This window comes from Amycolatopsis sp. NPDC088138 (assembly GCF_044741685.1).
Taxonomy (GTDB): domain Bacteria; phylum Actinomycetota; class Actinomycetes; order Mycobacteriales; family Pseudonocardiaceae; genus Amycolatopsis.
The window spans coordinates 88,756-114,155 of sequence record NZ_JBIUTB010000013.1; the positions used below are offsets into that span (position 1 = coordinate 88,756).

At 70.4% G+C, this 25,400-nt stretch carries 21 protein-coding genes; 9 read left to right on the forward strand and 12 right to left on the reverse strand.

What is annotated here, in order from left to right:
* Window positions 1-263: 263 nt before the first annotated feature.
* On the reverse strand, window positions 264-5,987 hold the full coding sequence (locus ACIOD2_RS49830) for an RHS repeat-associated core domain-containing protein (protein ID WP_400553145.1): 5,724 nt from the start codon (window positions 5,985-5,987) through the stop codon (window positions 264-266).
* Between the two features lie 297 nt (window positions 5,988-6,284).
* Between ACIOD2_RS49830 and ACIOD2_RS49835 the strand changes: the two genes are divergently transcribed.
* Window positions 6,285-7,061, forward strand: a complete 777-nt coding sequence (locus ACIOD2_RS49835) for a hypothetical protein (protein WP_400553146.1) — start codon at window positions 6,285-6,287, stop codon at window positions 7,059-7,061.
* A 65-nt stretch (window positions 7,062-7,126) separates the two neighbouring features.
* Here ACIOD2_RS49835 and ACIOD2_RS49840 read toward each other — a convergent pair whose 3' ends face one another.
* Window positions 7,127-7,690 (reverse strand): dihydrofolate reductase family protein, encoded by a 564-nt coding sequence (locus tag ACIOD2_RS49840; RefSeq protein ID WP_400553147.1) that lies wholly within the window; start codon window positions 7,688-7,690, stop codon window positions 7,127-7,129.
* Between the two features lie 28 nt (window positions 7,691-7,718).
* Window positions 7,719-8,522, reverse strand: a complete 804-nt coding sequence (locus ACIOD2_RS49845; protein ID WP_400553148.1) for an alpha/beta fold hydrolase — start codon at window positions 8,520-8,522, stop codon at window positions 7,719-7,721.
* A 101-nt stretch (window positions 8,523-8,623) separates the two neighbouring features.
* Here ACIOD2_RS49845 and ACIOD2_RS49850 point away from each other — a divergent pair, with 101 nt between their 5' ends.
* Entirely contained in the window at window positions 8,624-9,298 is a 675-nt protein-coding gene (locus ACIOD2_RS49850) for a TetR/AcrR family transcriptional regulator (protein ID WP_400553149.1), read from the forward strand.
* A 76-nt stretch (window positions 9,299-9,374) separates the two neighbouring features.
* On the opposite strand, the gene ACIOD2_RS49855 is transcribed toward ACIOD2_RS49850, so the two are convergent.
* The 3 genes from ACIOD2_RS49855 to ACIOD2_RS49865 form a co-directional block, all read right to left on the reverse strand.
* Window positions 9,375-9,818, reverse strand: a complete 444-nt coding sequence (locus ACIOD2_RS49855) for a hypothetical protein (protein WP_400553151.1) — start codon at window positions 9,816-9,818, stop codon at window positions 9,375-9,377.
* A 508-nt stretch (window positions 9,819-10,326) separates the two neighbouring features.
* On the reverse strand, window positions 10,327-11,199 hold the full coding sequence (locus tag ACIOD2_RS49860) for an alpha/beta fold hydrolase (RefSeq protein WP_400553152.1): 873 nt from the start codon (window positions 11,197-11,199) through the stop codon (window positions 10,327-10,329).
* Window positions 11,200-11,210: 11 nt separating this feature from the next.
* Window positions 11,211-12,032: a SigB/SigF/SigG family RNA polymerase sigma factor gene (locus ACIOD2_RS49865; protein WP_400553153.1), complete on the reverse strand. Its 822-nt coding sequence runs from the start codon at window positions 12,030-12,032 to the stop codon at window positions 11,211-11,213.
* A gap of 145 nt (window positions 12,033-12,177) precedes the next feature.
* Between ACIOD2_RS49865 and ACIOD2_RS49870 the strand changes: the two genes are divergently transcribed.
* Entirely contained in the window at window positions 12,178-12,576 is a 399-nt protein-coding gene (locus tag ACIOD2_RS49870) for an ATP-binding protein (protein WP_400553154.1), read from the forward strand.
* Window positions 12,577-12,586: 10 nt separating this feature from the next.
* On the opposite strand, the gene ACIOD2_RS49875 is transcribed toward ACIOD2_RS49870, so the two are convergent.
* Both ACIOD2_RS49875 and sigK read right to left on the reverse strand, forming a co-directional pair.
* Window positions 12,587-13,300 carry an anti-sigma factor domain-containing protein gene (locus tag ACIOD2_RS49875; RefSeq protein ID WP_400553155.1) on the reverse strand — a complete coding sequence of 238 codons (714 nt, stop codon included), beginning with the start codon at window positions 13,298-13,300 and terminating at the stop codon, window positions 12,587-12,589.
* Window positions 13,297-13,905 carry an ECF RNA polymerase sigma factor SigK gene (sigK, locus tag ACIOD2_RS49880; RefSeq protein WP_400553156.1) on the reverse strand — a complete coding sequence of 203 codons (609 nt, stop codon included), beginning with the start codon at window positions 13,903-13,905 and terminating at the stop codon, window positions 13,297-13,299. The genes ACIOD2_RS49875 and sigK overlap by 4 nt, the downstream gene beginning before the upstream one ends.
* 266 nt (window positions 13,906-14,171) lie before the next feature.
* On the opposite strand from sigK, the gene ACIOD2_RS49885 reads away from it, so the two are divergent.
* Window positions 14,172-14,843 (forward strand): fasciclin domain-containing protein, encoded by a 672-nt coding sequence (locus tag ACIOD2_RS49885; protein WP_400553157.1) that lies wholly within the window; start codon window positions 14,172-14,174, stop codon window positions 14,841-14,843.
* Window positions 14,844-15,116: 273 nt separating this feature from the next.
* Here ACIOD2_RS49885 and ACIOD2_RS49890 read toward each other — a convergent pair whose 3' ends face one another.
* The 3 genes from ACIOD2_RS49890 to ACIOD2_RS49900 form a co-directional block, all read right to left on the reverse strand.
* The gene (locus ACIOD2_RS49890) at window positions 15,117-15,716 is read right to left on the reverse strand and encodes a flavodoxin family protein (RefSeq protein ID WP_400553158.1); all 600 of its coding nucleotides are present in this window, start codon (window positions 15,714-15,716) and stop codon (window positions 15,117-15,119) included.
* A gap of 301 nt (window positions 15,717-16,017) precedes the next feature.
* Window positions 16,018-16,980, reverse strand: a complete 963-nt coding sequence (locus ACIOD2_RS49895; RefSeq protein ID WP_400553159.1) for a ferritin-like domain-containing protein — start codon at window positions 16,978-16,980, stop codon at window positions 16,018-16,020.
* Window positions 16,981-17,206: 226 nt separating this feature from the next.
* The gene (locus ACIOD2_RS49900; RefSeq protein ID WP_400553160.1) at window positions 17,207-18,076 is read right to left on the reverse strand and encodes an IniB N-terminal domain-containing protein; all 870 of its coding nucleotides are present in this window, start codon (window positions 18,074-18,076) and stop codon (window positions 17,207-17,209) included.
* 283 nt (window positions 18,077-18,359) lie between these two features.
* On the opposite strand from ACIOD2_RS49900, the gene ACIOD2_RS49905 reads away from it, so the two are divergent.
* The 3 genes from ACIOD2_RS49905 (at window position 18,360) to ACIOD2_RS49915 (ending at window position 22,838) form a co-directional block, all read left to right on the forward strand.
* The gene (locus ACIOD2_RS49905) at window positions 18,360-21,464 is read left to right on the forward strand and encodes a LuxR C-terminal-related transcriptional regulator (RefSeq protein WP_400553162.1); all 3,105 of its coding nucleotides are present in this window, start codon (window positions 18,360-18,362) and stop codon (window positions 21,462-21,464) included.
* A 94-nt stretch (window positions 21,465-21,558) separates the two neighbouring features.
* Complete coding sequence (locus ACIOD2_RS49910; protein WP_400553163.1) at window positions 21,559-22,392, forward strand: alpha/beta fold hydrolase; 834 nt, start codon at window positions 21,559-21,561, stop codon at window positions 22,390-22,392.
* On the forward strand, window positions 22,389-22,838 hold the full coding sequence (locus ACIOD2_RS49915; protein WP_400553164.1) for a VOC family protein: 450 nt from the start codon (window positions 22,389-22,391) through the stop codon (window positions 22,836-22,838). The genes ACIOD2_RS49910 and ACIOD2_RS49915 overlap by 4 nt, the downstream gene beginning before the upstream one ends.
* 31 nt (window positions 22,839-22,869) lie before the next feature.
* On the opposite strand, the gene ACIOD2_RS49920 is transcribed toward ACIOD2_RS49915, so the two are convergent.
* Window positions 22,870-23,052 carry a hypothetical protein gene (locus ACIOD2_RS49920; protein ID WP_400553165.1) on the reverse strand — a complete coding sequence of 61 codons (183 nt, stop codon included), beginning with the start codon at window positions 23,050-23,052 and terminating at the stop codon, window positions 22,870-22,872.
* A 422-nt stretch (window positions 23,053-23,474) separates the two neighbouring features.
* Here ACIOD2_RS49920 and ACIOD2_RS49925 point away from each other — a divergent pair, with 422 nt between their 5' ends.
* Together ACIOD2_RS49925 and ACIOD2_RS49930 are read left to right on the forward strand one after the other, a co-directional pair.
* Window positions 23,475-25,241, forward strand: a complete 1,767-nt coding sequence (locus tag ACIOD2_RS49925; RefSeq protein ID WP_400553167.1) for a cytochrome c biogenesis protein DipZ — start codon at window positions 23,475-23,477, stop codon at window positions 25,239-25,241.
* A 19-nt stretch (window positions 25,242-25,260) separates the two neighbouring features.
* Window positions 25,261-25,400 (forward strand): FAD-dependent oxidoreductase (locus ACIOD2_RS49930; protein ID WP_400553172.1); only part of this gene is annotated, 140 nt, incomplete at its 3' end.

The following is a 25,400-nucleotide window of genomic DNA, read 5'->3' on the forward strand; positions in this document are numbered from 1 at the left end:
GGGTTCGAAGTCGAGTGCGATGCGTCCCCACGTGTGGGGTTCAAAGTCCTTTGAGCACGCAGACGTGGAAATACCCCGCGTCGCCGTCGTGATTTCGGCGAAGCGATCGGCGATGGTGCTGTCGCTGGAACCGCGTACCACCATGACGGCGGTCGGCGCCGGAGACCCGCGTCGGCCAATGCCTGAGCCAGGTCATCCGGCGCACGAACGCCGGAGTGCCGGCGAGGAACGCCGGACCCGCTCGGCGGCGCGGGTGCGGGCCGTCAGGAGAACGGCGAACGGCCGACGGAGTTCCCGATGACGCCGGGTGCCGGCGGGGGGTCGTCGACGACATTGACGTAGCGGTACGCCTGGTAGTTGCCGTTCGCGTGACTGTCGAGGGTGGGGTCGTTGATGTTGGCCGTGACGCGCTTCACCGGGGTCGCGCCGAACGAGTAGTACTCGAAGTTCCCCTTGTCGTCGAGCCACTTGTGGAAGAGCAGGACGTGTTCGGTGGTCGAGTTCAGGATGTCCCCGGCCTGGAGCTCGGAGCGGTCGATCTTCTCTCCGTAGTAGGGCAAGGTGTACGTGCTCGCGCTCCAGCTGAGGTGCCAGGCCATCGAGACGTACCCGGAGCAGTCGCGGCGGTAGACGCGCCCGTCACCCGGTCCGGGTGAGAAGCCGTTGTCACCGGGTGCGAAGTTGTCCGGGTCGTAGTACGGCCCGGGCTTGTGGTCGACCCAGTACTGCGCCCGGGCGATGATCTCCGACCGGGTGATCTTGGGTTCGTTCTCGGGGTCGCACTTGTTGCCGTCCGCCTTCTGGCAGGACAGACCGGTGCGGTCGACCTGGTTCACCGGGTCGTTCGCGGCGTAGGCGTACCGGTTGAGGCCGATGGTGTCTTCGCCGTCGATGGTGGGGTCGGGCGAGATGAACCGGCCCAGCTGCGGGTCGTAGTAGCGGGCGTTGAGGTAGACCAGCCCGGTCGAGTCCTGGCGCTCGGCGATGAAACCGCGCGACTCGAAGGGCAGCGTCCCGCCGGCCGAGAGGACCTCGCCGAACGGGCGGTACTTCTTGCGGTGGACCTCCACTCCCGCGGCGTCGGTCTCGGCCTGCACCGAGCCCTGGATGTCGGTGTGCACCCAGTACTTCGTCCCGCCGTCGACCCGGGCCACCGGCGTGCCCTCGATCGAGATGTACTTGGTGGTCGTGCCGGTGGTGACGTTCACCTCGTAGTCGACGCCGAGGTAGCGGCGGGTGACCCCGCCCTCGACCTGCTGGAGCCGGGTGTCGTCGGCGTCGTAGGTGAACGTCGAGGTGACACCGCCCTTGACGACCGAAGCGAGCAGCCCGTCGCCGTTCCAGGTGAGGGTGCGGCCGGCGCCGGAGGTCATGTTGCCCGCCGCGTCGTAGGTGTAGGTGTTCGCACCGGCGGTGGTCACCGCGTGCGGGTGCGCCGGGTCGTAGGCGTAGGCACCGGTCCGGGAGTTCGCGGCGATGTTGCCGGCCGCGTCGTAGGTGAGGGACTGGTTGTTCGCCGGGCCGGCGTCGTCGGTCGCGCTGGTGAGCCGGCCGCCGTCGTCGTAGGTGTAGGTCCAGCTCTCGTCGGGGAACGGGCTGGTGACCTTCGTGATGTTGCCGCTCGCGTCGCGGGTGAACTCGTTGTCCTGCACGACGTTCGCGCCCGACTTCGTCACGATGCCGGTGAGCCAGCCGCGTTCCGCGTCGTGCGGGCGGGTGGTCGTGGTGCCGTTGGCGTTGGCGATCGCGGTCACCTGGCCCTCGGCGTTGTAGGTCGCCGAGGTGACGTAGCCGGGGATCGCCGTGAGCCGGCCCGCGCTGTCGTAGCGCAACGGCGCCGCCGCGGTGCCCTGCGTGTCCCCGTCGGGGTAGGTGGTCCAGAGCTTGCGGTCGCCCGCGTCGAAGCCGTACCGGAACTCGTAGCTCGTGCCGCCCACGGTCCGCACGGTCTTGACGGTGTGGCCGAGGGCGTCGTAGTCGAACGTCCGGGTGCCGGCCGCGTCCGTGTTCGCGGTGACCTTGCCGACGTTGGCGTAGCCGGCGCGGACCTGGTCGTAGGTCCAGGACACCGTCGCGGCGGACGCGGTGCCCGCGTTGGCCGTCTTGCTCGTCTTGCGCCCCAGCTTGTCGTTGACGAACGTCGTGCGCTGGTTGTTCGCGTCGGTCTGCGCGACCGCGCGGCCGGCGTCGTCCCACTCGTAGGTGGTGACGCCCTTGTCCGGATCCGCCACCTTCGTCTGCCGCCCGAACGAGTCGGTGGTGTAGGTGATGACGGCCCCGGCCGGGTCGGTGGACTTCGCGAGGTTGCCCCGCAGGTCGTAGTCGTACCGGGCGGTCACGTGCTTGCCGCCGACCGTCTCCTGGCGCTCGGCGCGCTTGCCGTAGGCGTCCACGCGGTCGGTCGTGGTGTGGCCGTTCTCGTCGGTGCTGGTGGTCGACCACGGGCGGTAGCTCTTGGTCTGGACCGCCCCGCCCGGCAGCGTGGTCTTGACCACCCGGTCGAGCCCGTCGTAGGCGGTGAGCGTCGGGTACGTCACCGGCTGCGCGGTGCCCGCCGCCCAGTAGTAGGGCGCGGTCTTCGACGCGACCTGGCCGCGGGCGTTGTACACCGTGTCGACGTAGATGTCGCCGGTCGCCGCGTCCGGGCCCTTGTCCGCGGTGCGGTACGGGCGCTGCAGGCCGTCCACGTAGCGGCGGCTCCACTGCGGGGCGCTCGTCCCGTCCGCGGCCGGCTTCTCGACCTGCTCGTACTGCTTGGCCGGATCGCCGACGTCCACCCACCGGTGGCGTTCGAACTTGCCGCCGGGCTGGGTGGTTTCGGCCGCCCGGCACAGCGGGTCGTAGGTGACCGTGGTCGCCTGCCGGTTGAGGTCGTTCACCCGGGTCGGCGTGCCGCAGCCGGGATCCCACGTCGCGTCGACCGTCTGGGACAGCGCGTTGGTCTCCGAGACCTGGAAACTGTGGTACGCCGGGTCGTAGCCGAGTGTGGTGCGCCCGCCGGCCGCGTCGATCTCCGCGGTGAGGTTGCCCCACGCGTCGTACTCCTTGCCGGTCCCGACGAACGCGTCCCGGGTCGAAAGCCATTGGGCCGACGACGTGGCGTAACCGGCCGCTGGAGCCTGGTCCCACGCCGCGCCGTCGTACCCGGTGCGGGTCTCGCTGAGCTTCGTCCCACCGGCGCCGACACCGGCGACGACCTTCACCGCGGCCGGCTTGTTCACGATGTAGGCGGCCGTGTTGGGCACGAACGTGGTCACCGTCGTGCGCTCGTCGCCCGCCTGCTCGTTGTCGCCGTTCTCGATCTGGGTCACCACTTCGCCGTAGGCGTTGTACGTCCGGCTCGTGTAGGTGCGCTTGCAGTCCGCTCCGGGGCACACCGCGCTCTTGCCGGTGTACGCGGTCTCCATCGTGCCGGTCGGCAGCGCCGTCCTCGGCACGGTCGTGCCGTTGGTGACGTAGTCGGTGGCCGTCGAGCTCAGCAGCGCGCCGTCGCCGCCGTGGTTCTCGACGCGCTCCGGCTGGCCGATCGCGGCGAGGTCCTGGCGGAACGTCGTGTCGGCGTACGGGCACGGCGTCTCGCCCGCGTTGCACGGCTTGGTCTCCCGCTGCGTGCGGAACCCGAGGAACGTGCGTTCCGGGTGGTCGTACGCCCCGCCGGAATAGCTGTAGTTCGTGGTCGCGGCCCCACCCGGGCCGGCGTCGTCGGTCACGGCGGACACCGTCTGGGTCAGCGGCGGGTTGTTCGTGTTCGCCCACGCCGACGACGGTGTGTAGCTCACCGAAGCCTTGTCGCCCCACTCGTTGGTGCGGGAGGTCAGCACGTCGGTCGCCGCACCACCCATGTTCCAGATGTGGCGCCCCTTGTTGAGGCCGAAGTTGGTGTTGTAGAGCTCCACCATCTCCGTGCGCATGTCGCCGTTGACGTCCATTTCCAGGAAGTCGCTGGTGCAGATGCCCTTGCTGCAGGAGTAGGTGCCCATCGTCGGGTCGCTCGCGCCGAGCGCGAAGCCGGAACCGGTGGACAGCCAGATGTCGCGTTTCGTCGACGCCCCCAGGAATCCCGGGGAGAGGGCGACCATGTCCATCCGGTGGTCACCGTTGACGTCCATCACGAGCTGCTTGGACGTCTCGGCGTAGGCCATGCTCGTGTCGGTGGCGCCCAGCTTGTAGCTGTAACCGGTGGAGAGCCACGTCCGGCGGGTGTACGTGCCGAGCAGCGGGTAGAGCTCGACCATGTCGACTTTGTCGTCGTCGTTGACGTCCATCATCAGGAACCGGCTGCCGCCGCCTTCCGCGCTCGGCGCGCTCCAGGAGATACCGGAGTCGGTCGCCCCGGAGACGAAGCCGGTTCCGGTGGACAGCCAGATGTGCCGGTTGCCGGCACCGAAGAGCGCGGACGACAGCTCGACGAAGTCGGTCTTGCCGTCGCCGTTCACGTCGGCGGGCTCGAACTGCCGCTGCGCGTCGTAGCCGATGCCGGCGTCGTTGGAGGCGAGGGTGAAGGTGGTGCCGTCCGAAAGCCACGTCGCGCGGCAGTAGTTCACCGGGAAGATGCCGCAGGAGTACAGCTCCAGGACGTCGGTCTTGCCGTCGCCGTTGACGTCCATCGGCAGGAAGCGCGCGTTCGCGTCGTTGCGGCCCTGGGCCGCGCCGGTCGAACCCGCCGTGAAGCCGGTGCCGGTGGACACCCACAGCTGCCGCGCCAGGCCCAGGCCGGAGGGGGAGAACTCCAGCAGGTCGGACTTGCCGTCGCCGGTGAAGTCACCGGGCAGGTAACGCGCGTTCTCGTTGAGCGACGTCGCGCCCTCCGTCGACGCGAGCGTGAAGTCGGTGCCGTTGGAGAGCCAGGTCTTGCGCTGGTAGGAGCCGAAGTTCGGCCACAGCTCCAGCATGTCGGTCTTGCCGTCGCCGTTGATGTCCATCGGGATGTTCTTGGCGGCGTTGTTGTTGCCGGTGAACGCCTGGTTGTTGTTGCCGGACACGAACGCGGGCGCGCCGGCCTGGTAGGTCGCCGTCACGGGTGGCATCGCGGTGCCGCCGGTGACGGTGCCCGCGGCGTCCAGGACGGCGTCGGTGCCGAACTGCTGCACGGCCGACAGGAGTGAGCGTCCCGTCGCGTCACTGGTGGCGTAGGTCAGCTTGTACGCGCGGACCCGGTTGCCGCTCACGCCCACGTCGATGGTCTTGATACGGCCCTGGACGGTCCGGATGCCGCCGTTGCCCATCGCCCGCAGGTCGGTGTCGGTGCGCTGCTCGTAGGTGAACTTGACCGTGGTCCCGTTGTAGGTGACCGAATCGAGGTACTCCCAGCAGCACGCGAACTGGTTGGCCGCCCAGTTGTAGGTGACCGTGTTGCCCTTCGGGTCGACGACCTGGCTCAGGCCCCACCGGTAGACGAGATCGGTCCCGGCCGACAGCACCGGCGCGTAGACGCGCTTGACGCCGTCCTTCGCGGTCAGGGTCCACCGGCTGGCGGCCCCGGTTCCGGTCAGCGCGAACTTCCGGAAGGACTCGTTCTTGGTCGAGTGCGTGCCACCGGAGGTGCAGCTCGGGCTCACGCTGCCGGCGACGCAGGGCACGAGCTCCTCGCCGTCCGCGAGGTAGACGTCCGAGCCGTCGTACTTGGGGGCGCCCTTGCCGGTGCCGGCCCGTTCGATCTCGCTGAGGCCGCTCAGCGTCCAGCCGACCCCGGCCAGCCCGTTGAGGGCCGAGGAGTCGTAGGCCAGCGAGAACTCCGGGGTGATGTCGTGGAAGGCCGGGACCCGGATCGCGATCGAGTCGGTGAACGTCCCGTTCCCGTCGACCCGCCACGACTTGTCCGGGACCTGCGGCTCCGGCGTCTTGGCGGCGTCGGCGAGCGGGGTCCGCTCCGCCGCCTTCTGGCCGTCGGCGGGCGCGGTCACCGCCCCTGCCGTGCTCACACTGCCGGCGACCAGCACAACGGCGACGAAGAATCCGCGCAGCGCGCGGCCGACTACCGACCTCATGGGTCCGACACCTCGGCATGGGAGTGGACGGCACACCGTCCGGGAGATTGTGCCGTCCGGGCCCCGATTCCGTCGGCTTGATCAAATCCGATGGTACATCGCGGGGTGTGCACTGAAAAGGGTAAGTGTCACCTTGCGGTTACGGATCGCTACCTCGCCCGTGGTCTCTCGATTACTCAGAGGGCTCGCGAGCCCCGTCGCTCCGGAGCGGGCAGGATGTGGTGCGGGAGTCGTGCTCGCCGGACGCGCGATCCCTTTCCCGGCCCGAGGATTGGACGCGCATTGGGACGCTTGTCGGTGTTCACCTTCCAGTACATCGCCATCGACACGGAGGCCGGTGTCACGCCGGAAGAGTTCGAGACCTTCGTGCGTGGTGAAGGCGTTCACCTGCCCTTGTACCCGGGGTGGCGGTGGACCCTGCTGCGCGGGTTGCGCGGGGAGCGGACCGGGCAGTACCTGATGTTGTACGAGATCGAGAGCGCCGAGCAGCGCGACCGCTACGTCACCCCCCGGGGTGAGCAGACCGAGCAGGCCCGGCTGTTCTGGGCGCGGCACCCCGAGGCGGAGGCGGTGCTGACGCGGTGGCGGCGGCTGGGGACGTTCGGTGAGCTGCCGACGTTGTTCACCGACTACCGGCTGCTGGCCGACAATCCGCGGAGCACGGTCACGCCCGGCCCCCGCTACCGTGACCGCCCGGGGGAGGAGCCCGTCGCCCGGGTCGTCGGGATCCACAACCTGGCGTTGCGCGCCGGGGTGACCGAGGAGGTGTTCGACCGCTTCATCGCCGAGAACCACCACCGGATCGACGACTACCCGGACTGGCGGTTCCACGTGCTCAAGGGCGAGCGGGGCAACCGGCTCGACCAGTACGTGATGATGATGGAGATCGCGGGCCTGGACGCGCTGGACGTCTTCTACCCCGAGCCCGACATCGCCACCGGCGAGGCCGCGGAGTTCGCGTCCACCCACCGTGACACCAAGCAGATGTACGAGGAGTGGAAGCAGCTGGCCTCGTTCTCCGGCTCACCGCAGATCTACACGGACTACCTCGCCGTCGCGGAGAACCCGGCGTAGTCCCGCACGACCGGGACGGGCGGGCCGCTGCCCTCCCGCGTTCCCGACCTCACGGGGCGGACGTTCTAGCGGGCGCGCTCGAACGTCGTGACCATGATCCCCTCGCCCACCGTGAGCGCGCCGGCGAGCCGCCAGCGCGACATGTCGCTGGTCCGTTCGATCAGCCGCCGCCCGGTGCCGAGGACGACGGGGAACGTCATGAGGTGCAGCTCGTCGACGAGGTCGTGCTCCACCAGGTCCTGGACGAGCCGGATGCTGCCCGGCACCTGGATCTCGCCGTCCAACCGCTCCTTGAGCGCCGTGACTTCGGCGATCACGTCACCCGCCAGCACCGTGGTGTTGTTCCACGCCGGATCCGTGAGCGTGCTCGACACGACGTACTTGGGCATGCTGTTGTACTTGTCGCCCAGCTCGCCGTCGACGTGCGGCCAAGCCCCGGCGAACGACTCGTAGGTGCGGCGCCCGATCAGCAGCGCGTCGGCGCCCAGCGCCTCCTGGACCTTGAAGCGCTCACCGTCGTCCCCCCGGTCGAAGGCGAACGTCCAGTCCTGGTGCACGAAGCCCTCACCGGCCGGGGCCTCGACGACCCCGTCCAGCGAGACGAACTCCGTGACGACGATCTTCCCCATCCCGGCTCCCTCCCACGCCGCTCCTTGTTCAGTGGTCCTGGACGAACTGCCGGATCGCCGGGGCGAGCACGTCGGCGGCAGCGGTGTGGTTTTCCCCCGGCACTACCTGCAGCGTCGCCTTCGGCAGCACCTCCGCGGCCGCCCGTGCACCCGTGATCAGGAACGGGAACGTGTCCTTGCCGTGCACGACCACGGTGGGCACGGTGATCCCCGCCCACCGGCCGGCCGGCAGCGGCCGGCCCTGCATCACATCGCACACGACCCGCCCGTCGTAGGCGATGGTCGGCGCGACCGCCTCCAGGACGGGCCAGTACTCGCTCTGGCGCATGCCGGCGACGAACTCGGGAGGCATGCCGACCGCCGCGGTCATGAACAACTCGACCGCGTCGCCCGGCTGCCCGGCGGCGCAGGCCGCCTCCAGCCGCTCGACGTAGTCGGTCGGCAGGGGCGAACGGGCGTCGTCGACCACGAACGGCGGCTCGAACGCGACGAGGTGGGAGACCGGCAGCCCGGCCGCGACAGCGTCCATGCACAGGATCGAGCCGGAGGACCAGCCGAAGAGCACCGCGGTCCCGCCGGCCTCCGCGATGATCGCGGCGAGGTCGTCGATCTCGCGCTCGACGGCGTAGGGCAGCGTGTCGGTGCTGCGTCCCCGGCCGCGCCGATCGTAGGTGTACACGCGGAAGGTCTCGCTCAACGCCTCGGCGAGCGAGACGGTCTCCGGGCTGACCGCCGGGTAGGCCGTGGCGCCGTCCACGAGGATCACCGGCCGGCCACTGCCCCGGACCTCGAAGTGGATCGTCGTGCCGTCCTTGCTCTGCACTGTTCCCATGGCTCTTCTCCCTGTTCGCCGGTTCGACCAGAACGAGACCGTACAGTACCCACACAGGAACGAGACTGTCTAGTACGCTGTGGGCAGCCGGGAGGAGGACCATGGATCAACTGGCACCGGGCGCCGGGACCGACAGTGAACTCGAGACGAGCCTGGAGGAGGGCCGCACGGCCCGTAAGCGACGCGCGATCCTCGCCGAAGCGGCGGGGGTGTTCCTGCAGCACGGCTACCTGGGCGCGAGCATGGACGAGGTGGCCGCGCGGGCCCGGGTCTCCAAGCAGACGGTCTACCGGCAGTTCGCCGACAAGGAGCACCTGTTCGCCGAAGTCATCCTCGGCAGCAACGCGCAGCTCGGCGCCCGCCTCGCCACGCTCTACGGAGCGCTGGACGAGGCGGCGGACGCCGCGACGGCGCTGCGCGACCTCGCGCGCCGGTTCGCCGCCGACATCTGCGAACCCCAGGTGATCCAGCTCCGCCGGCTCGTCCTGGCCGAGGCCGACCGGTTCCCCGCCATCTCCGGCGAGTGGTTCGAGCGCGGCTTCCAGCATTCGCTGGTGCTGCTCGGCGAGGCACTGTCCCGGATGGCCGGCCGCGGTCTGCTGCGCGAGCTCGCCGACCCGACCCTCGCCGCGTACCACTTCGCCGGCCTCGTCATGTACAAGCCGATGAACCAGCTGATGTTCGCCGGCACCGAGGCCCGCCCGGACGACGATGAGCTGACGAAGATCGCGGACCGAGCGGCGGAGGTGTTCCTCACGGCCTACGGCCCTGCTTGAGCCGACCCACGCTCGTCCTCCCGCCGCTTCCACGGGAGCGACGGGACTGCCCGACGTCGAAGAACGCGGTGATCGATCAGCGAAGACCGGCGACGAGCGTTTTCAACTCCGTGCCCAGGGCGGGTGCGGCGCAGGTCCTCAGGACGTCGGCGCGCGCTGGGCAGACATCCAGGTCGGGACAGACCAGCGGGATCATGACCCGGAGCGTCTTGGCCAGCTGGGCTTGGGGCAGCGCGCCGAGGATCTGCTTGACCCCGAACGCCGTCGTGGCGCTCAGGGTTTCGGCGAGGAACGGCGGGAATCCCAGACGGAGGAGTCCGGCTCGAACCGGCAGCTGCGTGAGCTTGGCGTACGTGCCGGGGTCCAGGCTCTTCGCCAGGTCGTTGAGGCAGATGCAGAGACCGTGGTTGCGCCGGCGGATCGGCATGCGCCAGCGCGACTTCTCGAGCACGCGGTTGGCCAGCCGGACGTAGAAACCGTTCTCGTCGAAGACGACGGCGACCGCATCACCGGCGATCACCGACGGATCCCGGTTCAGTGACTCCCTGGCGCGTTGCCGGCGTTCGGTCCTGCGGTCCGGCTTGGGTGTGACGTCACGCTGCGGCCGGGGCGGTCGAGGTGTCGTGTTCCGTGCCGCCGACGAATGCGTGTTCCAGTCAGGGCGGTGAACCGGCGCGCGGCTGGCACTGGCCCGACGGGAGTAGGAGGGCCGGCTCGGCGTCTGCCCGCAGTCGCGGCCCCGCTGGGATCCGTGTCTATGGGCCCTTCCGCACGTCGAGCAGAGGTACTGGTCACGGGGAAGTCGTCGGTTTGCCGCCACGGTTCCACGCTAGGAAGCGTGTTCTTGCTGGTCACTCGGCTGATCAGGTTCAGGCCGCGTCCACGGGAACTACGCCCCGCGTTGTAATTCGTCCTTGTGAGTCAACGCAGAGCCCGGCCGCGGCGTAGCGGCGGTTGTCCGACGTCATCGCTCCGGCGCGCACGTTACGTGCAGCAGGTGGGGCCGGACCATTGAGCCGGTATCCCGGTCACGTCGTGCGCAGGAATTCGCCGATGGCCCGCGCGACTTCGTCAGGAGCCTGCTCGGCTTGGTGGTGTCCGGAATGGATGTCCGCGCCGCGCAGTTCCCCGGCGACCCAGGGGCGCCAGATGGCGAGCGGGTCGCCGTGAATGTCGATGTCGTCTTCGGTCGCGGCGAGCAGCAGCGTCGGGCACCGCACCTGGCGGCCGGCCGCGCGGTCGGCTTCCTCGTGGGCGCGGTCGATCCCCAGGCCGGCGCGGTAGTCCTCGCACATCCCGTGCACGACGGCGGGGTCGTGCAGCGACGCCCACACGTCTGCGTGGTTGGCGTCGCCCATCTCCTGCGGCTCGGGTGTGCGGTACCAGGCGCCGGGGTCGGCGTTGATGACGCGCTCGGCGGGCTTGTCGGTCTGGGCGAGGAACCACCAGTGCCACCAGCTGCGGACGAAGTTCTCGTTGAGCCGTTCGAGGTGCTCGGTGATGGGCAGCCCGTCCATCACCACGAGCCGGTCGACGACGCCGGGGTGGTCCATCGCGGCGCGGAAGGCGACGAGCGCGCCGCGGTCGTGGCCGACGATCGAGAACCGGTCGTGGCCGAGGTGCCGCATGAGGGCGACGATGTCGCCGGCCATCGCGCGCTTGGCCGACTGGGCGTGGTCGGGCTCGTCCGGCGGCAGCGTGGAGCAGCCGTAGCCGCGCAGGTCGGGGCAGACGACGAAGTGGTCGTCCGCCAATTGCGGCGCGACGCGGTGCCAGGTGGTGTGCGTCCGGGGATGGCCGTGGACCAGGACGACCGGGGTGCCCGACCCGCCGTGCCGTACCCGCAGCCGGACCGGTCCGACGTCGACGGTCTCCTGGGCGAAGCCTTCGAACACGCGCACCCCTCCCGGCGTCAGTCGACGACGATGTGGTCGCGTAGCCGCTCGAGGGTCTTGCTCAGCAGCCGGGAGACCTGCATCTGGGACACGCCGATCTTCGCGGCGATCTGGCTTTGGGTGAGCTCGTCGACGAACCGCATCTTGACGATGTCCCGCTCACGCGGGGGGAGTTTGGCCAGCGCGGCTTCGAGCAGGAGCCGGTTTTCGGTGTGCGTGTACTCGGAGCTGTCGTCGGCGAGCTGGTCGGCGATCGTCTGCGCGTCATCGCCGCCGCCGATCGGCGCGTCCAGCGAGGACGCGCGGTAGGCGTCGGCGGCGAGCAGGCCTTCCCGGACCGTTTCGACGTCCATCCCGAGGTGGGCGGCGATTTCGCTGGGGGTGGGGGACCGGCCCAGGTCGTGGGCCAGTGCGCTGGTCGCCTTGGCCAGTGTCTGCTGGAGGTCCTTGAGCCCGCGGGGGACGCGCATCGACCAGCCGGTGTCCCGGAAATGGCGCCGGACCTCGCCCATGACGGTCGGCACGGCGAAGGACAGGAAGTCGCTGCCCTTGCTCGCGTCGAAGCGGTCCACGGCGTGGATGAGGCCGGTCCGGGCGACCTGCAGCAGGTCCTCGAAGGGTTCGCCGCGGCCGCTGAAGCGCCGGGCGATGTGGTCGGCCAGGGGGAGGTGCTCGGTGATCAGCTCCTGGCGGAGGGCGCCGCGGCGCGGGTCTTCCGGCTCGAGCCGGCCGCGTTCCTCGAACAGGGGCGCGCAGTGCGAGTAGTCGTCGGGCCGCCGCGGTGCGGGGACGACGAGGTCTTCGGTGGGGAGAGCCCGGTCAGGTGCTCGGACAACCATGACGCCCTGATACCCACGATCGGGTCAAACCACACCGGCGCTCACCTGCCGGTGGCGATACGCGATCGGTGCGTATATCCGGTTGGTCCGGGTAACCCGGGGGCAAGGCTGCTTTCGGCACCGATATCGCTCGGCAGAGGACCACATGGACCGACCGGAACCCGCCGCCCACGAATACCGCTTCAGCGCTGGGGCGCCGATCGACCTGAGCGCCGTGCGGCGATGGATGAGCACCGTGCTGGAGAACGTCCCGGTCGAGCTGCTCGAGGACGCATTGCTGCTGGCCACCGAGCTGGTCACCAACGCGCTGGACCACGCCCAGGGTGCGCGGGCTCTGCGCATCCGCTTCCGCGACACCCGCGCGCTGCTCCGGCTGGAGGTCGACGACCCGCGTCCGGATCTCCGTCTTCGCACCGGCACCTCGTCGTTGGACGAGGATCGCGGCCGGGGACTTGTGCTGGTCGCCGCGATGAGCCGCCGCTGGGGCGTCGTCACCCACGGCGACCTTTACAAGACGGTGTGGGCCGACCTCGCCACCAGTTGAGCAGGGGGTATCAGGCGAGCGGGACCCGGACGACCGCCGGTGTCGTCGGCTGCGCTGAACCCGCCGCGGGTTCGGCGGTGACGCCGACACGGTCGACTTCGGCCGGAAGCGGCGTGGTGACGCTGCCCGAGCCGGTGTGCAGCACCCCGGCGGACCGTGCGCCGTGCGGCCCGATGATCCACACCTGGTAGGCGCGCCCGGCCTCGAGCGGTGGCAGCGACTGCGCGGTGACCAGAGCCTCTCCCTGTTGCCGGGAGAAGGTCACCACCGCGGAACCACCGTCGGCGCCGTCCGCACGGAGCACCTGCGCGTCGGGGGCGTTCGCCACCCCGGCGGGCTCGGCGACCTGAGCGGTCGGCGCGGGCTCCGACTGCTGCGCGCCGATGCTGATCCCGCCGGCGAGTACCGCCGCCGCGGCGGCGATGCCACCCACGACAACGACGATCCGCTTGCGCCACGACCGGCCCGTCCGCGTGGCCGTCCCGACCGTCGGCGGGACCTGCCTCGTCGTGGCGGCCGCGGTGAGCACTCTGCTACGCAGCCGGGTGGTGGACTCGGTGGTCATGGCCAACCCGAGCAGTGCGGCGGTCTCGCGGAACTCGGCGACTTCACGGGCGCAGGTCGGGCATTCGGCGAGGTGCCGGTCGAACGCGGCGCGTTCGAGATCGGTCACCGCGTCGAGCGCGTACGCACCGGTCAGGGTGTGGGCTTCGGCGGTGATCATCGGTTTGCTCCTAACGCGTCCCGCAGGCGGACGAGGCCGTCGCGCATCCGGGTCTTGACCGTGCCGACGGCGACGCCGAGCTTTTCGGCGACCTCGCGGCAGGTGAGTCCGTGGAAATAGGCGAGCAGGATGGATTCCCGCTGCAGTTCGGTCAGGGTGGCCAGCGCCTGGCGGACCAGGTGGTGTTCCTCTGTGGACAGTGCGGCCTCGGCGACGTCGTCGTAAGGCCGGTGGAAGTCCAGTACGTCGACGCGGTCCTCGCGGTCGCGGGCGGACTGCTCGGAGCGGACCCGGTCGATGGCGCGGCGGTGCGCGATGGTCAGCGCCCACGTGGTGAGCCTGGCGCGGGCCGGGTCGAACTGCGCGGCCTTGCGCCAGATCTCGAGCAGGACTTCCTGCGTGACCTCTTCCGATTGAGCACGGGAGCGCAGCACCTGCATCACGGTCCCGAGGATCGGGCCGGCGAGCTGGTCGTAGAGCGCGGCGAAGGCCTGTTCGTCTCCGAGCGCGACTCGCCGGATGAGCTCGTCGGACGTCGGCGGTGCGACGGCGGCCTGGTCGGGTGGTGGTCGAAGAGCGGTCAGTGTGGCGCGCGCGGCGGCCATGGTGATTCCTTCCCGGCCGGAGCCGAGCCGTGCCCGCAGTGAAAGGGATTGCGCTGCGGGCAAGCTGTCACCGATGTTTCGTGAGCCGAGCCCGTGCGTATTGGTCTTGGTGTTCAGGGGCTCGGCTTCACTCGTTCGAGTGGCCGCCGGAAAACTTGGCGATCGCACCCATCCGGTAGCCGGCAGGCGCCGAATGACCGTCGAGACCAAGCAGTTCCGCGGAGTCCCGCAGAGAACTGAAAGCCGCATTCCCTGGAGTGATTTTCGTGAACAAGATCCGTATCGCCGGTATCGGCCTGACCGCGGCCGCCGCGCTCACCCTGACCGCGTGTGGCAGCAGCGACACCGCGTCCTCGGGCAGTTCCAGCAGCTCGATGGCGCCGTCTTCGTCGATGGCCGCCCCGTCGTCCAGCATGGCCGCCGCCGCCGACGGCGTGACCACCAACGCCGACGTCTTCGGCCCGGCCTGTTCGCAGCTGCCGCAGGGTTCTTCGCCGGGTTCGCTGGACTCGATGGGCCCGCAGCCCGTCGCCTCCGCCGCCTCGACCAACCCGCTGCTGACCAAGCTGGTCGCCGCCGTCAAGGCCACGAACCTGGTCGACACCCTCAACAGCCAGCAGGCCATCACGGTGTTCGCCCCGGCCGACCCGGCCTTCGCGGCGCTGGGTGACGCGAAGTTCAACGAGCTGGCGGGCAAGCCGGCCGAGCTGGCGCCGATCCTGCAGTACCACGTCGTCGGCAAGCGTTACGACGCCAAGGGTCTCGCCGCCGCCGGCACGCTCGACAGCTTGAACACCGCCGGTGGCCCGCTGAAGATCGAGGGCACGGGCGACAACATGACCGTCAACGGCGCGAAGATCCTGTGCGGCAACATCCCCACCAAGAACGCCACCGTCTTCGTGATCGACAAGGTGCTGACCCCCGGCACCAATAAGTAATACCGGCTCCCGGGCCGTCCATCCCTCCCCTTGCGGGCGGCCCGGTGACAGCAGGCCGCCGTGGCTCCGCCAACTCGGAGCCGCGGCGGCCGCGTCGCATCCGCGGAAGTCCCCGGGCGGGACTTTCGCGGTTCTGGTCTGGTGGCCGGTTGCAGTGGACCGGCCACCGGGGGACGCCGTAGCGGCGGCGTTCCGCCGGCCGCCGTCACCGCTGGTTCACTCCAGGGCTGTGGCGGCGGCCGGCTCTCCCCGCGCACCGCCCGGAAACCTGGTTCAGGAGGCGGGGTACTGCGCCGACTCGAGCAGGCGGGCCAGGTGCACCGCGTTCCGCACCAGCGTGGCGTTCGCCGACGCGACAGCCTCCGGCGTCTCGTCGAGGTCGTTGTAGTCGCCGCCTCGCATGGCCTCGCCGTTCCAGTAGGTGCCGCCCTGGGCCGGGATGCTGAAGCCGATGTCGTTGAGGGCCTGGAAGAGGTCGGCGATGATCTTGTGGGCGCCGTCCTCGTTGCCGACGGCCGCGGCGACCGCGACCTTGCCGAACATCGCGGGCCGCCCCTCGCCGTCCATTTCGGACAGTTCGGCGTCGAGTCGTTCCAGTACGCGCTGGGCGACGCTGGACATGTGCCCCATCCAGGTCGGCGTGGCCACGAGCACGATGTCGGCTTCGTGGATCTTGCGCCGGATGCCCGGCCACGCGTCACCGTCGCCCATGTCGGCTTCCACGCCGGGGCGGACGTCGTGGTCGACCACGCGCACGGTCTCGCCGGTGACCCCCTGCCGGTCGAAGAGTTCGAGCAGCTGGCCGGCGATCAGGTCGCTGCTCGACTTCGCCGGTGACGGCTTGAGGGTGCAAACCAGGGCCAGCGCGCGCATCGCTTCCTCCGTTGTGGTGCTGCAGGTTTCCTGATCCGCCGATTTCCCCGCGATCCGGCGGTTGAAACCAGGTCCACTTTGGTGGGTCCTTCAAGAGGCTTGGGCTCGCTCAGGGGAACAGGGCGGAGTGGGGGGGGGCCCCCCCGGGCCCCCCCCCCCCCCCCCCGCCCGGGGGGGGGGGGGGGGGGGGGGGTTGGGGGGGGGGGGGGGGCCCCCCGGGGGGGGGGGGGCCCCGGGGGGGGGGGGGGGGGGCGGGGCCGCCCCCCCCCCCCCCCCCCCCCACTCCGCCCTGCGCCGGAGGTCAGTTGGCGGCGCTGGTGTTCACTTCGCCGTTGACGCCCTTGGGGAAGAACCCGCCGGAGGTGGCGGCCTTGTTCGTCAGGTACACGATGTTGAGGACTTGGCCGGGGGAGCGGCTGTAGGCGATGCCGTTGGCGTCGGTGGGGACGATGTTGGCGTTGCCGTGGCTGTCGATGACGCCCTGGTCGTCGTCGGCAGGTCCGTCGAGGCTGTCGCGGGCGGCGGACAGCTTGAGTGTGGCTTTGCCTTCGCCGCGCTGGTAGAGGGCGCTGCGGATGTTGGCCGCGTGGTAGGCCTCGACCGCGAGGATCCCCGCGGCGGCTTCGAGGTAGGTCTTGTTGGTGATCAGCGGGGCGGCGCCTTTGTAGGCGGTGACGCCGACGTCTTCGAAGAGGAATGCGGCGAGCAGGAAGTTCTCTTCGCAGGAGAAGGCGTCGAACGTCTGCCCGGGCTTCACCAGACCGGCGGCCTGAGCGGCCGCGGTGAAACTCGCCCGCAGGTCGATCGCAGGCCGGCTGACCGCGGCCGAGCCCAGCGCCGAGCGCAGGAACTGGACGTGTGCCTTCTCGTCGCCGGCGATCTCCTGGGCGTACTGCTTGGCGGCCTTGGTCTGGAAGCGGACGGCGCGTCCGCCGGTGACGCCGCCGCGGGTGCCGGTGCCGGTCGTCATCGCGTCGTCGAGGCCTTTGCCGGTGACGGCGTGCAGGTAGAACTCGGCTTCGAGGTATTCGAGGTTGAGGGCGAAGTTGAGGACGGCGCCGTCGCTGACGCCGCTCGGTGCGGCTGCTGCTGCGGTGGGTCGGGCGGTGGCCGCGGACGCGGTTCCGGCGGTCAGGCCACCCAGCGCCCCGGCGCCGACGACACCGAGTCCGGTCATGCCGGCTGCTTTGAGGAAGCGGCGGCGGTCCTGGTCGTTTTCGGCGCTGCGGTTGATCATCGCGGCGGCATAGCGTTTGCCAAACACGGACGAACTCCTCCCCGCCCGCGCGCGAACGGCGGGCGACACCCACCCGCCGGGGCTCCCCGCGGTGGGACGGATCCTTCGTGGACGTTTCCCTTTCGGGGCCGTCTCCGCCGCGGATGGGTCAATCCCTCGAACGGGTTTCACGACGTCGCGCGGGGCCGGGCTCGCGGCTGACCGGCACCGCGAGGCCCCCCGGCGAACCGGAGGGCCTCGCGGTGACCGGAGGTCAGTGGGGCAGGTGGACGTCGTTGCCCGAGCCGATGGACAGGTGGCTCAGGTCGGCGCCGATGTTGCCGCTGAGCGCGCCTTCACCGATGTTGCCGACGACGTCGTGGACGTCGGAAACGCCGGAGTGCGAGCCGATGTCGCCGACGTGGTTGGTGACGTCACCCAGGTGGCTGGTGACGTCGCCGAGGGTGCCGTTGTGCGAGACGTCGCCCAGGTGCGCGGTCGCCTGGTTCACGACGTCGCCGACGGTGTGCTCCAGGCCGGTGTTCGCGCCGAGCGAGCCGGTGAGGTCGCCGATCGTCGAGCCGACGCCCTGCGCGCCGTCGACGGCCGAGGTGAGGCCGGAGACGTTCTGCAGGCCCGAGGTGAGGTTGCCGCCGTCGAGGGCGCCGGTGACGTCGCCGCCCATGACGTGCCCGGTGACGTCGCCGACCGCGCCGGTCACGGTGGTGACCGGGTCGAGCTGACCGCCGCCGACGTGGTCGATGCTGCCGGCGAGGTCGCCCGCGGCGGAGAACGGGTCGGTGATGTTCTGGGTGAGGGCGGTCATCCCGCTCACCGCGCCGAGCACGTTGTTCTCGGAGGTGGCGTCGCCGAGGGCGAGGTTCTGGGTGAGGGCCTTGAGCTGGTCGATCGCGCTGGCCTGGCCGGTGATCGAGTCGAGGTTCAGGCCGTTGTCGCCGCCCAGGTTGCCGACGGGGGCGAAGTCGAGCACGAGCGGGAGGATGTCGTGCAGGTCGGCGCCGGAGATGTCGCCGAGTCCCGCGTCGTTCAGCGTCTGCTGCGGGTCCTCGCCGAAGGAGCCGCGGGCGGACGGGTCGTTGAGCAGGTTGAGCGTGAATTCGTACAGCGACTGCGCGGGGTTCATCGACCAGGCTCTCTGTGGGGGACAGGTGACGTCGCCGATCACGGGGATCATCGACCGTGCCGACGCTATGGCCGCACCGGTGACGGGCACATCGGGTCTGACGCCTAGTCACGATCTTGGCCACCCCTGAGGGGGACGCCTCTGCCGTTAGGGGATCGGGCGCAAGTGTGGCGTGGGTCTCCTCGCAGAACCCGGGGTCGCTCCGCCCATCTGCGCGCCCACGCTGGCTCGAACCTCTCGCGGTGGCCAGAGCGGGTCGCCGTGTTCGGAGGTGCCGACCGTCATGAAGGAGCCGCTGCGTGACCTGCTGTCCGGGATCGCCACCCGTCCGGAGGACCCGGTCCGGGTGATCCTGTCGGGTCCGCCCGGCCACGGGAAGTCGACGGCGCTGGCCGCGATCGCCGGGCAGTACCGGGACGCCGGCGTCCCGGTGATCGGCCGTGACGCGCTTTCCGGCGTCACATCCGCGGCGGTTGCGGCGGTCCTGCTCGACGACGCCGACACCGTCACCGACCCGGCGCTGGTCGGCCTGGCCGGGGCGGCGACCCGGCTGGTGCTGACGCACACCCCCGGCGCCTCCGTCGCCGCCGAGCTGGTCACGCCCGGGACCCGGCACATCCGGCTGACTCCGTGGACCACCGCCGAGGTCGCCGGGTTCGCGCACGAGACGCTGGGCCGTTCCCTGACGCCCGAGCAGGCGGCCACCGTCCAGCGCGCCGCGGCGGGGGTGCCGCGGCTGGTGACGCACTGGCTGCGGGCGTCCGGCGCTGGGGGACTGATCGACGAGCTGCGCGTGGAACTGGACCTGCTCGGCGACCCCGGCCGGACCTACCTCGTCGCGGCCGGCACCGGAAGTGGCCGTGACGTCGAGCTGCTCGCGGCCGCCCTGGGACTGGCGCGCGACGACGTCTCCGCGGTCGTCGCCCGGGTCCGCGCCGCAGGATTGCTGGCCGCCGACGACCGGGTGCCGCCGGTGGTCGTGCGGGCGGTCCGTGACCACGTCGGCGTGGATCGGCAGCTCACGGTGCTGGTCCGGATGCTCGACGTCCTGCTGGGCGCCGGGCAGCCGGTGCTGCCGGTCGCCCGGGAGCTGCTGCGCCTGGGCGCCGCGGGCGAGGTCGTGCGGGCCGGGCTCGAGGCCGCCGCCGGGGAGGCGCTCTCGGACGACCCTGCGCTCGCCGCCGACCTCTACGCGGCCGCCGCCCAGGGCGGCAGCTCGCGCACCCGGCTGGCCGCCGGGTGGGCCAGCGCCGCCGTGCGGTCCGGGCAGTTCGACACGGCGCTGGCCCTCGGCGACGAGCTCCTGAACTCCGGCCGGCCCGCAGACCGGACCCACGGGGCCCTGGTCTCGGGGACGGTCATCGCCCGCCGCGGCGACCTGGCCAGGGGCGCCGAACTGCTGCGCTGGTCGGGGGATCCGGGGGCAGGACGGCTGGCCGACCTCGCCGGGATCGCCCTTGGTGAGGCCGGGCTTAGTGGTGTTGGGGTCGGCGAAGCGGCCTTGGGTGAGGCCGGGCTTGGCGGTGCCGGGGGCGGTGGGGCGGCTTTGGGTGAGGCCGGGCTCAGCGGGGTCGTGGTCGGCGAAGCGGCTTTCGGTGAGGCTGGATGCAGTGGTGCTGGGGGTGGAGGGGCGGCTTTCGGTGAGGCCGGGCTCAGTGGTGCTGGGGTTGGCGAAGCGGCCTTGGGTGAGGCCGGACTCAGCGGTGCCGGGGGCGGAGGGGCGGCTTTCGGTGAGGCCGGACTTAGCGTGGTCGGGGGCGGTGGAGCGGCTTTCGGTGAGGCCGGACTCAGCGGTGCCGGGATCGGCGAAGCTGCCTTGGGCGAGGCCGGGCTTAGTGGTGCTGGGGTTGGCGAAGCGGCCTTGGGTGAGGCCGGGCTCAGTGGTGCTGGGGTCGGCGGGGCGGCCTTGGGTGAGGCCGGGCTCAGTGGTGCTGGGGTCGGTGGGGCGGCTTTCGGTGAGGCCGGACTTAGCGGGGTTGGGGGCGGTGGAGCTGCCTTGGGCGAGGCCGGGCTTAGTGGTGCCGGGGGCGGTGGAGCGGCTTTCGGTGAGGCTGGGCTCAGCGGTGCCGGGGTCGGCGAAGCTGCTTTGGGTGCGGCCGGACTCAGCACGGCCGGGGTCGGCGAAGCGGCCTTCGGTGAGGCCGGACACCGTGGCGCCGGGGCTGGTGGAACAGCCGCTGGCGAGGCGAGACTCCGTGATGCCGGGAGTGGTGAGGCCGCCCTCGGCGAGGTGAGACCCGGCGAGCCGGATGGCGCCGGGCCGCTTCCGGCCTACGGCCACGTCGCCGGGCAGCTGCTGGACGGCATCCGGGAATCCGTGTCCGGCCGTCCCGAAGCCGCGTTGGCGACGCTGCTGGCCGCGGCCGACTCGGCGGCGGCCACCGGCACCGGTCACCTCCTGCCGGATTCACCGGCCGCGCTGGCTGCTCTGGTGGCGTTGCACGCCGCCGAGTTCGACCTCGCCCACGGCGTCCTCACCCGGGCGGGCGGCGGCGACCGGCACAGCCTCCTGCTCGGCTGGACCGCGATGCTCCGCGGCGACCTGGCCGCCGCCGAAACCCACCGCGCGGCCGTGCGCGGACCGCTGGCTCCGCGCGACGAACTCTTCCTCCACACCCTCGAACTCGGCCTGGCCCGGCGCAGCGACACCCCGGACGCGGTCCGCGCGCGCTGGCCCGCGGCCTACGAGGCGATGATGCGTCAGCCGGTCGACCTGTTCACGCTGCTGCCGCTGGGAGAGCTGCTCGTCGCGGCGGCCCGCGTCGAGGAGGGTTCCCGCGTCGCCGCGCACCGTGCTCGTGCCGTCGCCCTGCTCGAGCGGCTCGGTGCCCCGGCGCTGTGGTCCACCTGGCCGGCCTGGTCGATGTTCCACGCCGCGGTGATCACCGGCGACACCGAGACCGCACGCGACGCCCTGACCCCGCTGAAAACAGCGGCCGGACGTCTCGCGCCCGCGCTGGCCGCGGCCGGTGACGTGTGGCTGGCGGTGCTCGGCGGCACCGTGGACGCCGACGCCGTGCTCGCCGGGGCCGAACTGCTGCACCGCGCCGGACTTCGCTGGGACGCCGCGCGGCTTGCCGGGCAGGCGGCGATCCGCGTGACCGACCGCACCGCGATGGTGACGTTGTTGCGTGCGGCCAAGCGGTTCTCGTCCGGGATCACCGGTGAGGCGGCAACCGCGGCCTCCGCGCCCGCGCTGACCCCGCGTGAACAGGACATCGGGCACCTGGTCGTGGCGGGCCACACCTATCGTGAGATCGGGGAGAAGCTCCACATTTCGGGCAAGACCGTGGAGCACCACATGGCCCGGATCCGCGGCAAGCTGGGCGTCACCGACCGCCGGACGATCGCGACGCTGCTGCGCGGCATGCTGGGCGAACCCGGCTGAGCGTCCTCAATGGAGCCAAGATCGGCGTGCCACCAATCCGATGGCGGTCCTGGCTGCGAACCACCGGTGCACCTCAATCCTGTTGGGAGGATCCATGCCCCGCGTGACCGTCGGCCACGAGAACTCCGCGTCGATCGAGCTGTACTACGAGGACCACGGCGCCGGGAAACCGGTCGTGCTGATCCACGGCTGGCCCCTGAGCGGCCGCTCGTGGGAAGCGCAGGTGCCGGCGCTGGTCGAAGCGGGCTACCGCGTCATCACCTACGATCGGCGCGGTTTCGGCCGGTCGTCGCAGCCGTGGGGCGGTTACGACTACGACACCTTCGCCGCCGACCTCGAAACCCTGCTCACCCACCTGGACCTGCGTGAAGTCACGCTGGTCGGCTTCTCGATGGGTGGCGGTGAGGTCGTCCGCCACATCGCCGCGCACGGCACCGGCCGGGTCGCCAAGGCCGTGCTCGCGGCAGCCGTCCCGCCGTACCTGTACCAGAGCGACGACAACCCGGACGGCGGTCTCGACGACGCGACGATCGGCCAGTTCGAAGCCGGTGTCCGCGGTGACCGCCTGGCGTTCCTGAAGCAGTTCACGACGGACTTCTTCAGCGCCAACGGCAAGCTGCTGGTCAGTGAGGAGCAGCGGGCGTACGCCCAGGAGATCGCGGCGTTCGCGTCGCCGAAGGGAACCCTCGACTGCATCGCGGCGTTCGGCCGCACGGACTTCCGCGCCGACGTCGCCAAGATCAGCGTGCCTACGCTGGTGATCCACGGCGACGCGGACGCGATCGTGCCCTTCGAGGTCAGCGGCAAGCGCTCGGCGGAGTCCCTCGGGAACAGCGAACTGGTCGTGATCAAGGGTGGCCCGCACGCGATCAACGCCTCCCACGTCCGGGAGTTCAACGAGGCGCTGCTGGCGTTCCTGGCCCGATGACCGCCGTCGGCCCGGTCCACCACCTCCGGCTCACCGTCACCGACGTGGCCCGTGCGCGGGAGTTCTACACCCGCGTGCTGGGCTTCTCGGTGGCCGTGGACACGTTGCCGCCCAAGGATGATCCGGACTACTGGCTGATGGTCTACAACCTGCAGGGCGGGATCGTGCTGACCAACGGGCAGCTGCAACTCGGACTGCGGCCCTGCGACGACCCGCGCCGCCGTGCCGGTGACCGGTTCGACCCCCTGCGTGTCGGCCTCGACCACGTCAGCTTCTCGGTCGGCAGTCGCGCCGAACTCGCCGAGATCCGTGACCGGTGTGCCGCCGAAGGGTACGAGCACGGCGAACTCGCGGAACTGGAGCCGTTCGGGATCGCGGTGCTGTCCGTCACCGATCCCGATGGGATCCAGCTCGAGCTCACGGCACCGCTGGAGCGGGAAGACTGACGTTGGGTCCTGGTGACACCTTGCGCACTGGTCAGTGCGCCGCGACTTCGGCGAGGTCCGGGTAGCCGGCGTTGCGTGACCAGCATTCGGTGGTTCCGCCGTGAGGAAGCAGATCACGGTGAAGCGCCACGGGTGCAACGGGAAGATAGGTGTCGAGGATGCGTCGCCCGATCACGAAAGCGGCGGCCCGGCTCGGAACCTCGATTGTCGCCATCACCGTCCCTCCTGCTTTCTCGTGACTGCGTAAGCGGTTGTCGTTTGCGCAGTGTGTGATGCCGAGGTTGCGACGCACCGCCTTGCGTGGCGAGCCGCTTGCCGATGCCCATGAGCGCCGCCTCCTTCGAAATCCATCCGCGAACGGCCACCGGCATCCGCCAGTCAGGTGGCAGATCGTGCCTTCGCTCTCCGGGACCCTGCTGTAGCGGGTGCCGGTCGTGGGGTCGGGGGCGCTGAACCGCGACCCGCGTCCGCTCCATCGCCGCCTCCTCCTGCCGGACCCGGTGTTCCGCATCTGCGGGCTGATCGGATCTTTCGAACCGATAACGCGGTGACAGACACCCGTCTCGATCCGTAGCTGCCGCGAATGACCCGTGTGCGGCGCCGAACGACGGGCCGGAACTGCGGAGGGATACGGCGATGTGGACCTTGATCTTGATCGGATTGCTCGGTGGCCTGATCACGGGGGTGTCGCCGTGCATCCTGCCGGTGCTGCCGGTCGTGTTCTTCGCCGGCGGCGCCAAAAAGACGGCCGACGGTGAAGCACCACCCGGGACGGAACCCGAGGCGGACGGCGGAGTCGCCCTGGCCACCAAGAAGCAGCAGCGGGCCCGCAACCGCCGTCCGTACGCGGTGATCGGCGGGCTCGTCCTGAGCTTCACCGTGTTCACCCTGCTCGGTTCGCTGCTGATCAAGGCACTGAACCTGCCGGACGACATCCTGCGGATCGTCGGGCTGGTCGTGCTCTCGGTCGTGGGGTTAAGCCTGCTGATCCCGCCTCTGGAACGCCTGCTGGAGAAGCCGTTTTCGAAGCTGCCGCAGCGCAAGGTCAATCCCAACGGCGGTGGCTTCGGTCTCGGGCTGGGGCTCGGGTTGCTGTACGTCCCGTGCGCCGGGCCGGTGCTGACCGCGATCACGATCGCCGCGGCCAACGGGAAGATCGGTGTCGAGACCGTCGCCCTGACCGTGTCCTTCGCGATCGGCGCGACGGCGCCGCTGCTCGTGTTCGCCTTGGCGGGCGCCAAGATCTCCGAGCGGGTGAAGTTCTTCCGCAAGAACAACGGCAAGGTCCGCGCGATCGGTGGCGTCGTCATGCTGCTGCTCGCGGTTGCCCTGTACTTCGACCTGCCGTCGTTGCTGCAGACCAAGCTGCCGAACTACACGGGCGCCCTGCAGGAGAAGGTGGAGGGCAGCGACGCGATCAGCAAGCTGCGGCTGTCTAACCTCGGTGACGCGAGCAACCAGGCGCTGGACAAGTGCGCGAACAACGACCAGGGGCAGTTGCGTGACTGCGGTCCGACGCCGGAGTTCGAGAACATCGACGCCTGGATCAACAGCTCGCCGCAGACGATGGCCGGGCTCAAGGGCAAGGTCGTGCTGGTCGATTTCTGGACGTACTCCTGCATCAACTGCCAGCGCAGCATCCCGCACATCAAGGACCTCTACTCCCGTTACCAGGCCGACGGTCTCGAGGTCGTGGGTGTGCACACGCCGGAGTTCGCGTTCGAGCACGACAAGGGCAACGTCGAGGCCGCGACGAAGAGGTTCGGCATCACCTACCCCGTCGCGATCGACAACGAGACCAGCACGTTCAACAACTTCCGCAACCAGTACTGGCCGGCCCGCTACCTGATCGACGCGACCGGGCAGGTCCGCTACTTCAAGCTCGGTGAAGGCGACTACGACCAGACGGAGAACCTCGTCCGTCAGCTGCTGCAGCAGGCCAAGCCGGGCGTGGCGCTGCTGAAGGCGGGAGACCTGCCCGACACCAGGCCGACCGATCAGCGCACGACCCGCGAGACGTACCTGAGCCGCGGTGAGCTGCCGAAGAACTACGCCCCGGGCGGAACCCCGCTGGCGCTGGAGAAGGAAACGACGTACGCGTTCCCGCAGACGGTGCCGGACGGCAAGGTCGCCTTCGCCGGCAACTGGACGATCGACTACGAGAAGTCCACGGCGGGCGCGGGCGCGGAGGTCCGGCTCGGTTACACGGCCAAGAGCACGAACCTGGTGCTGGCAGGCGAAGGCACGGTGACCATCGCGAACGGCGACGGCCCGCCGCGCACGGTCACCGTGTCCGGGACCCCGAACCTCTACCGCCTGACCCAGACGCCGGACCTGCACACCGGTCAGCTGACGTTGACGCTCAGCCCGGGTCTGCAGGCCTACTCGTTCACCTTCGACTGAGCACGCGAGGTTCACGGAAATGCTTGAGGGACAAGAAGAGGTGCAGGACCTGATCGTCGTCGGGTCGGGTCCTGCCGGATACACCGCTGCCGTTTACGCGGCACGGGCCCAGCTGGAACCGCTGGTGTTCGAGGGCACGCAGTTCGGCGGCGCGCTGAT

Coding starts and splice junctions, on each gene's coding strand:
- ACIOD2_RS49890 (WP_400553158.1), bottom strand. CDS start 15,716: ATGCGCGCGCTGGCCCTGGTTTGCACCCTCAAGCCGTCACCGGCGAAG.
- ACIOD2_RS49905 (WP_400553162.1), top strand. CDS start 18,360: ATGAAGGAGCCGCTGCGTGACCTGCTGTCCGGGATCGCCACCCGTCCG.
- ACIOD2_RS49925 (WP_400553167.1), top strand. CDS start 23,475: ATGTGGACCTTGATCTTGATCGGATTGCTCGGTGGCCTGATCACGGGG.
- ACIOD2_RS49910 (WP_400553163.1), top strand. CDS start 21,559: ATGCCCCGCGTGACCGTCGGCCACGAGAACTCCGCGTCGATCGAGCTG.
- ACIOD2_RS49900 (WP_400553160.1), bottom strand. CDS start 18,076: ATGAACCCCGCGCAGTCGCTGTACGAATTCACGCTCAACCTGCTCAAC.
- sigK (WP_400553156.1), bottom strand. CDS start 13,905: ATGGCCGCCGCGCGCGCCACACTGACCGCTCTTCGACCACCACCCGAC.
- ACIOD2_RS49845 (WP_400553148.1), bottom strand. CDS start 8,522: ATGGGAACAGTGCAGAGCAAGGACGGCACGACGATCCACTTCGAGGTC.
- ACIOD2_RS49865 (WP_400553153.1), bottom strand. CDS start 12,032: ATGGTTGTCCGAGCACCTGACCGGGCTCTCCCCACCGAAGACCTCGTC.
- ACIOD2_RS49850 (WP_400553149.1), top strand. CDS start 8,624: ATGGATCAACTGGCACCGGGCGCCGGGACCGACAGTGAACTCGAGACG.
- ACIOD2_RS49920 (WP_400553165.1), bottom strand. CDS start 23,052: ATGGCGACAATCGAGGTTCCGAGCCGGGCCGCCGCTTTCGTGATCGGG.
- ACIOD2_RS49915 (WP_400553164.1), top strand. CDS start 22,389: ATGACCGCCGTCGGCCCGGTCCACCACCTCCGGCTCACCGTCACCGAC.
- ACIOD2_RS49870 (WP_400553154.1), top strand. CDS start 12,178: ATGGACCGACCGGAACCCGCCGCCCACGAATACCGCTTCAGCGCTGGG.
- ACIOD2_RS49840 (WP_400553147.1), bottom strand. CDS start 7,690: ATGGGGAAGATCGTCGTCACGGAGTTCGTCTCGCTGGACGGGGTCGTC.
- ACIOD2_RS49875 (WP_400553155.1), bottom strand. CDS start 13,300: ATGATCACCGCCGAAGCCCACACCCTGACCGGTGCGTACGCGCTCGAC.
- ACIOD2_RS49830 (WP_400553145.1), bottom strand. CDS start 5,987: ATGAGGTCGGTAGTCGGCCGCGCGCTGCGCGGATTCTTCGTCGCCGTT.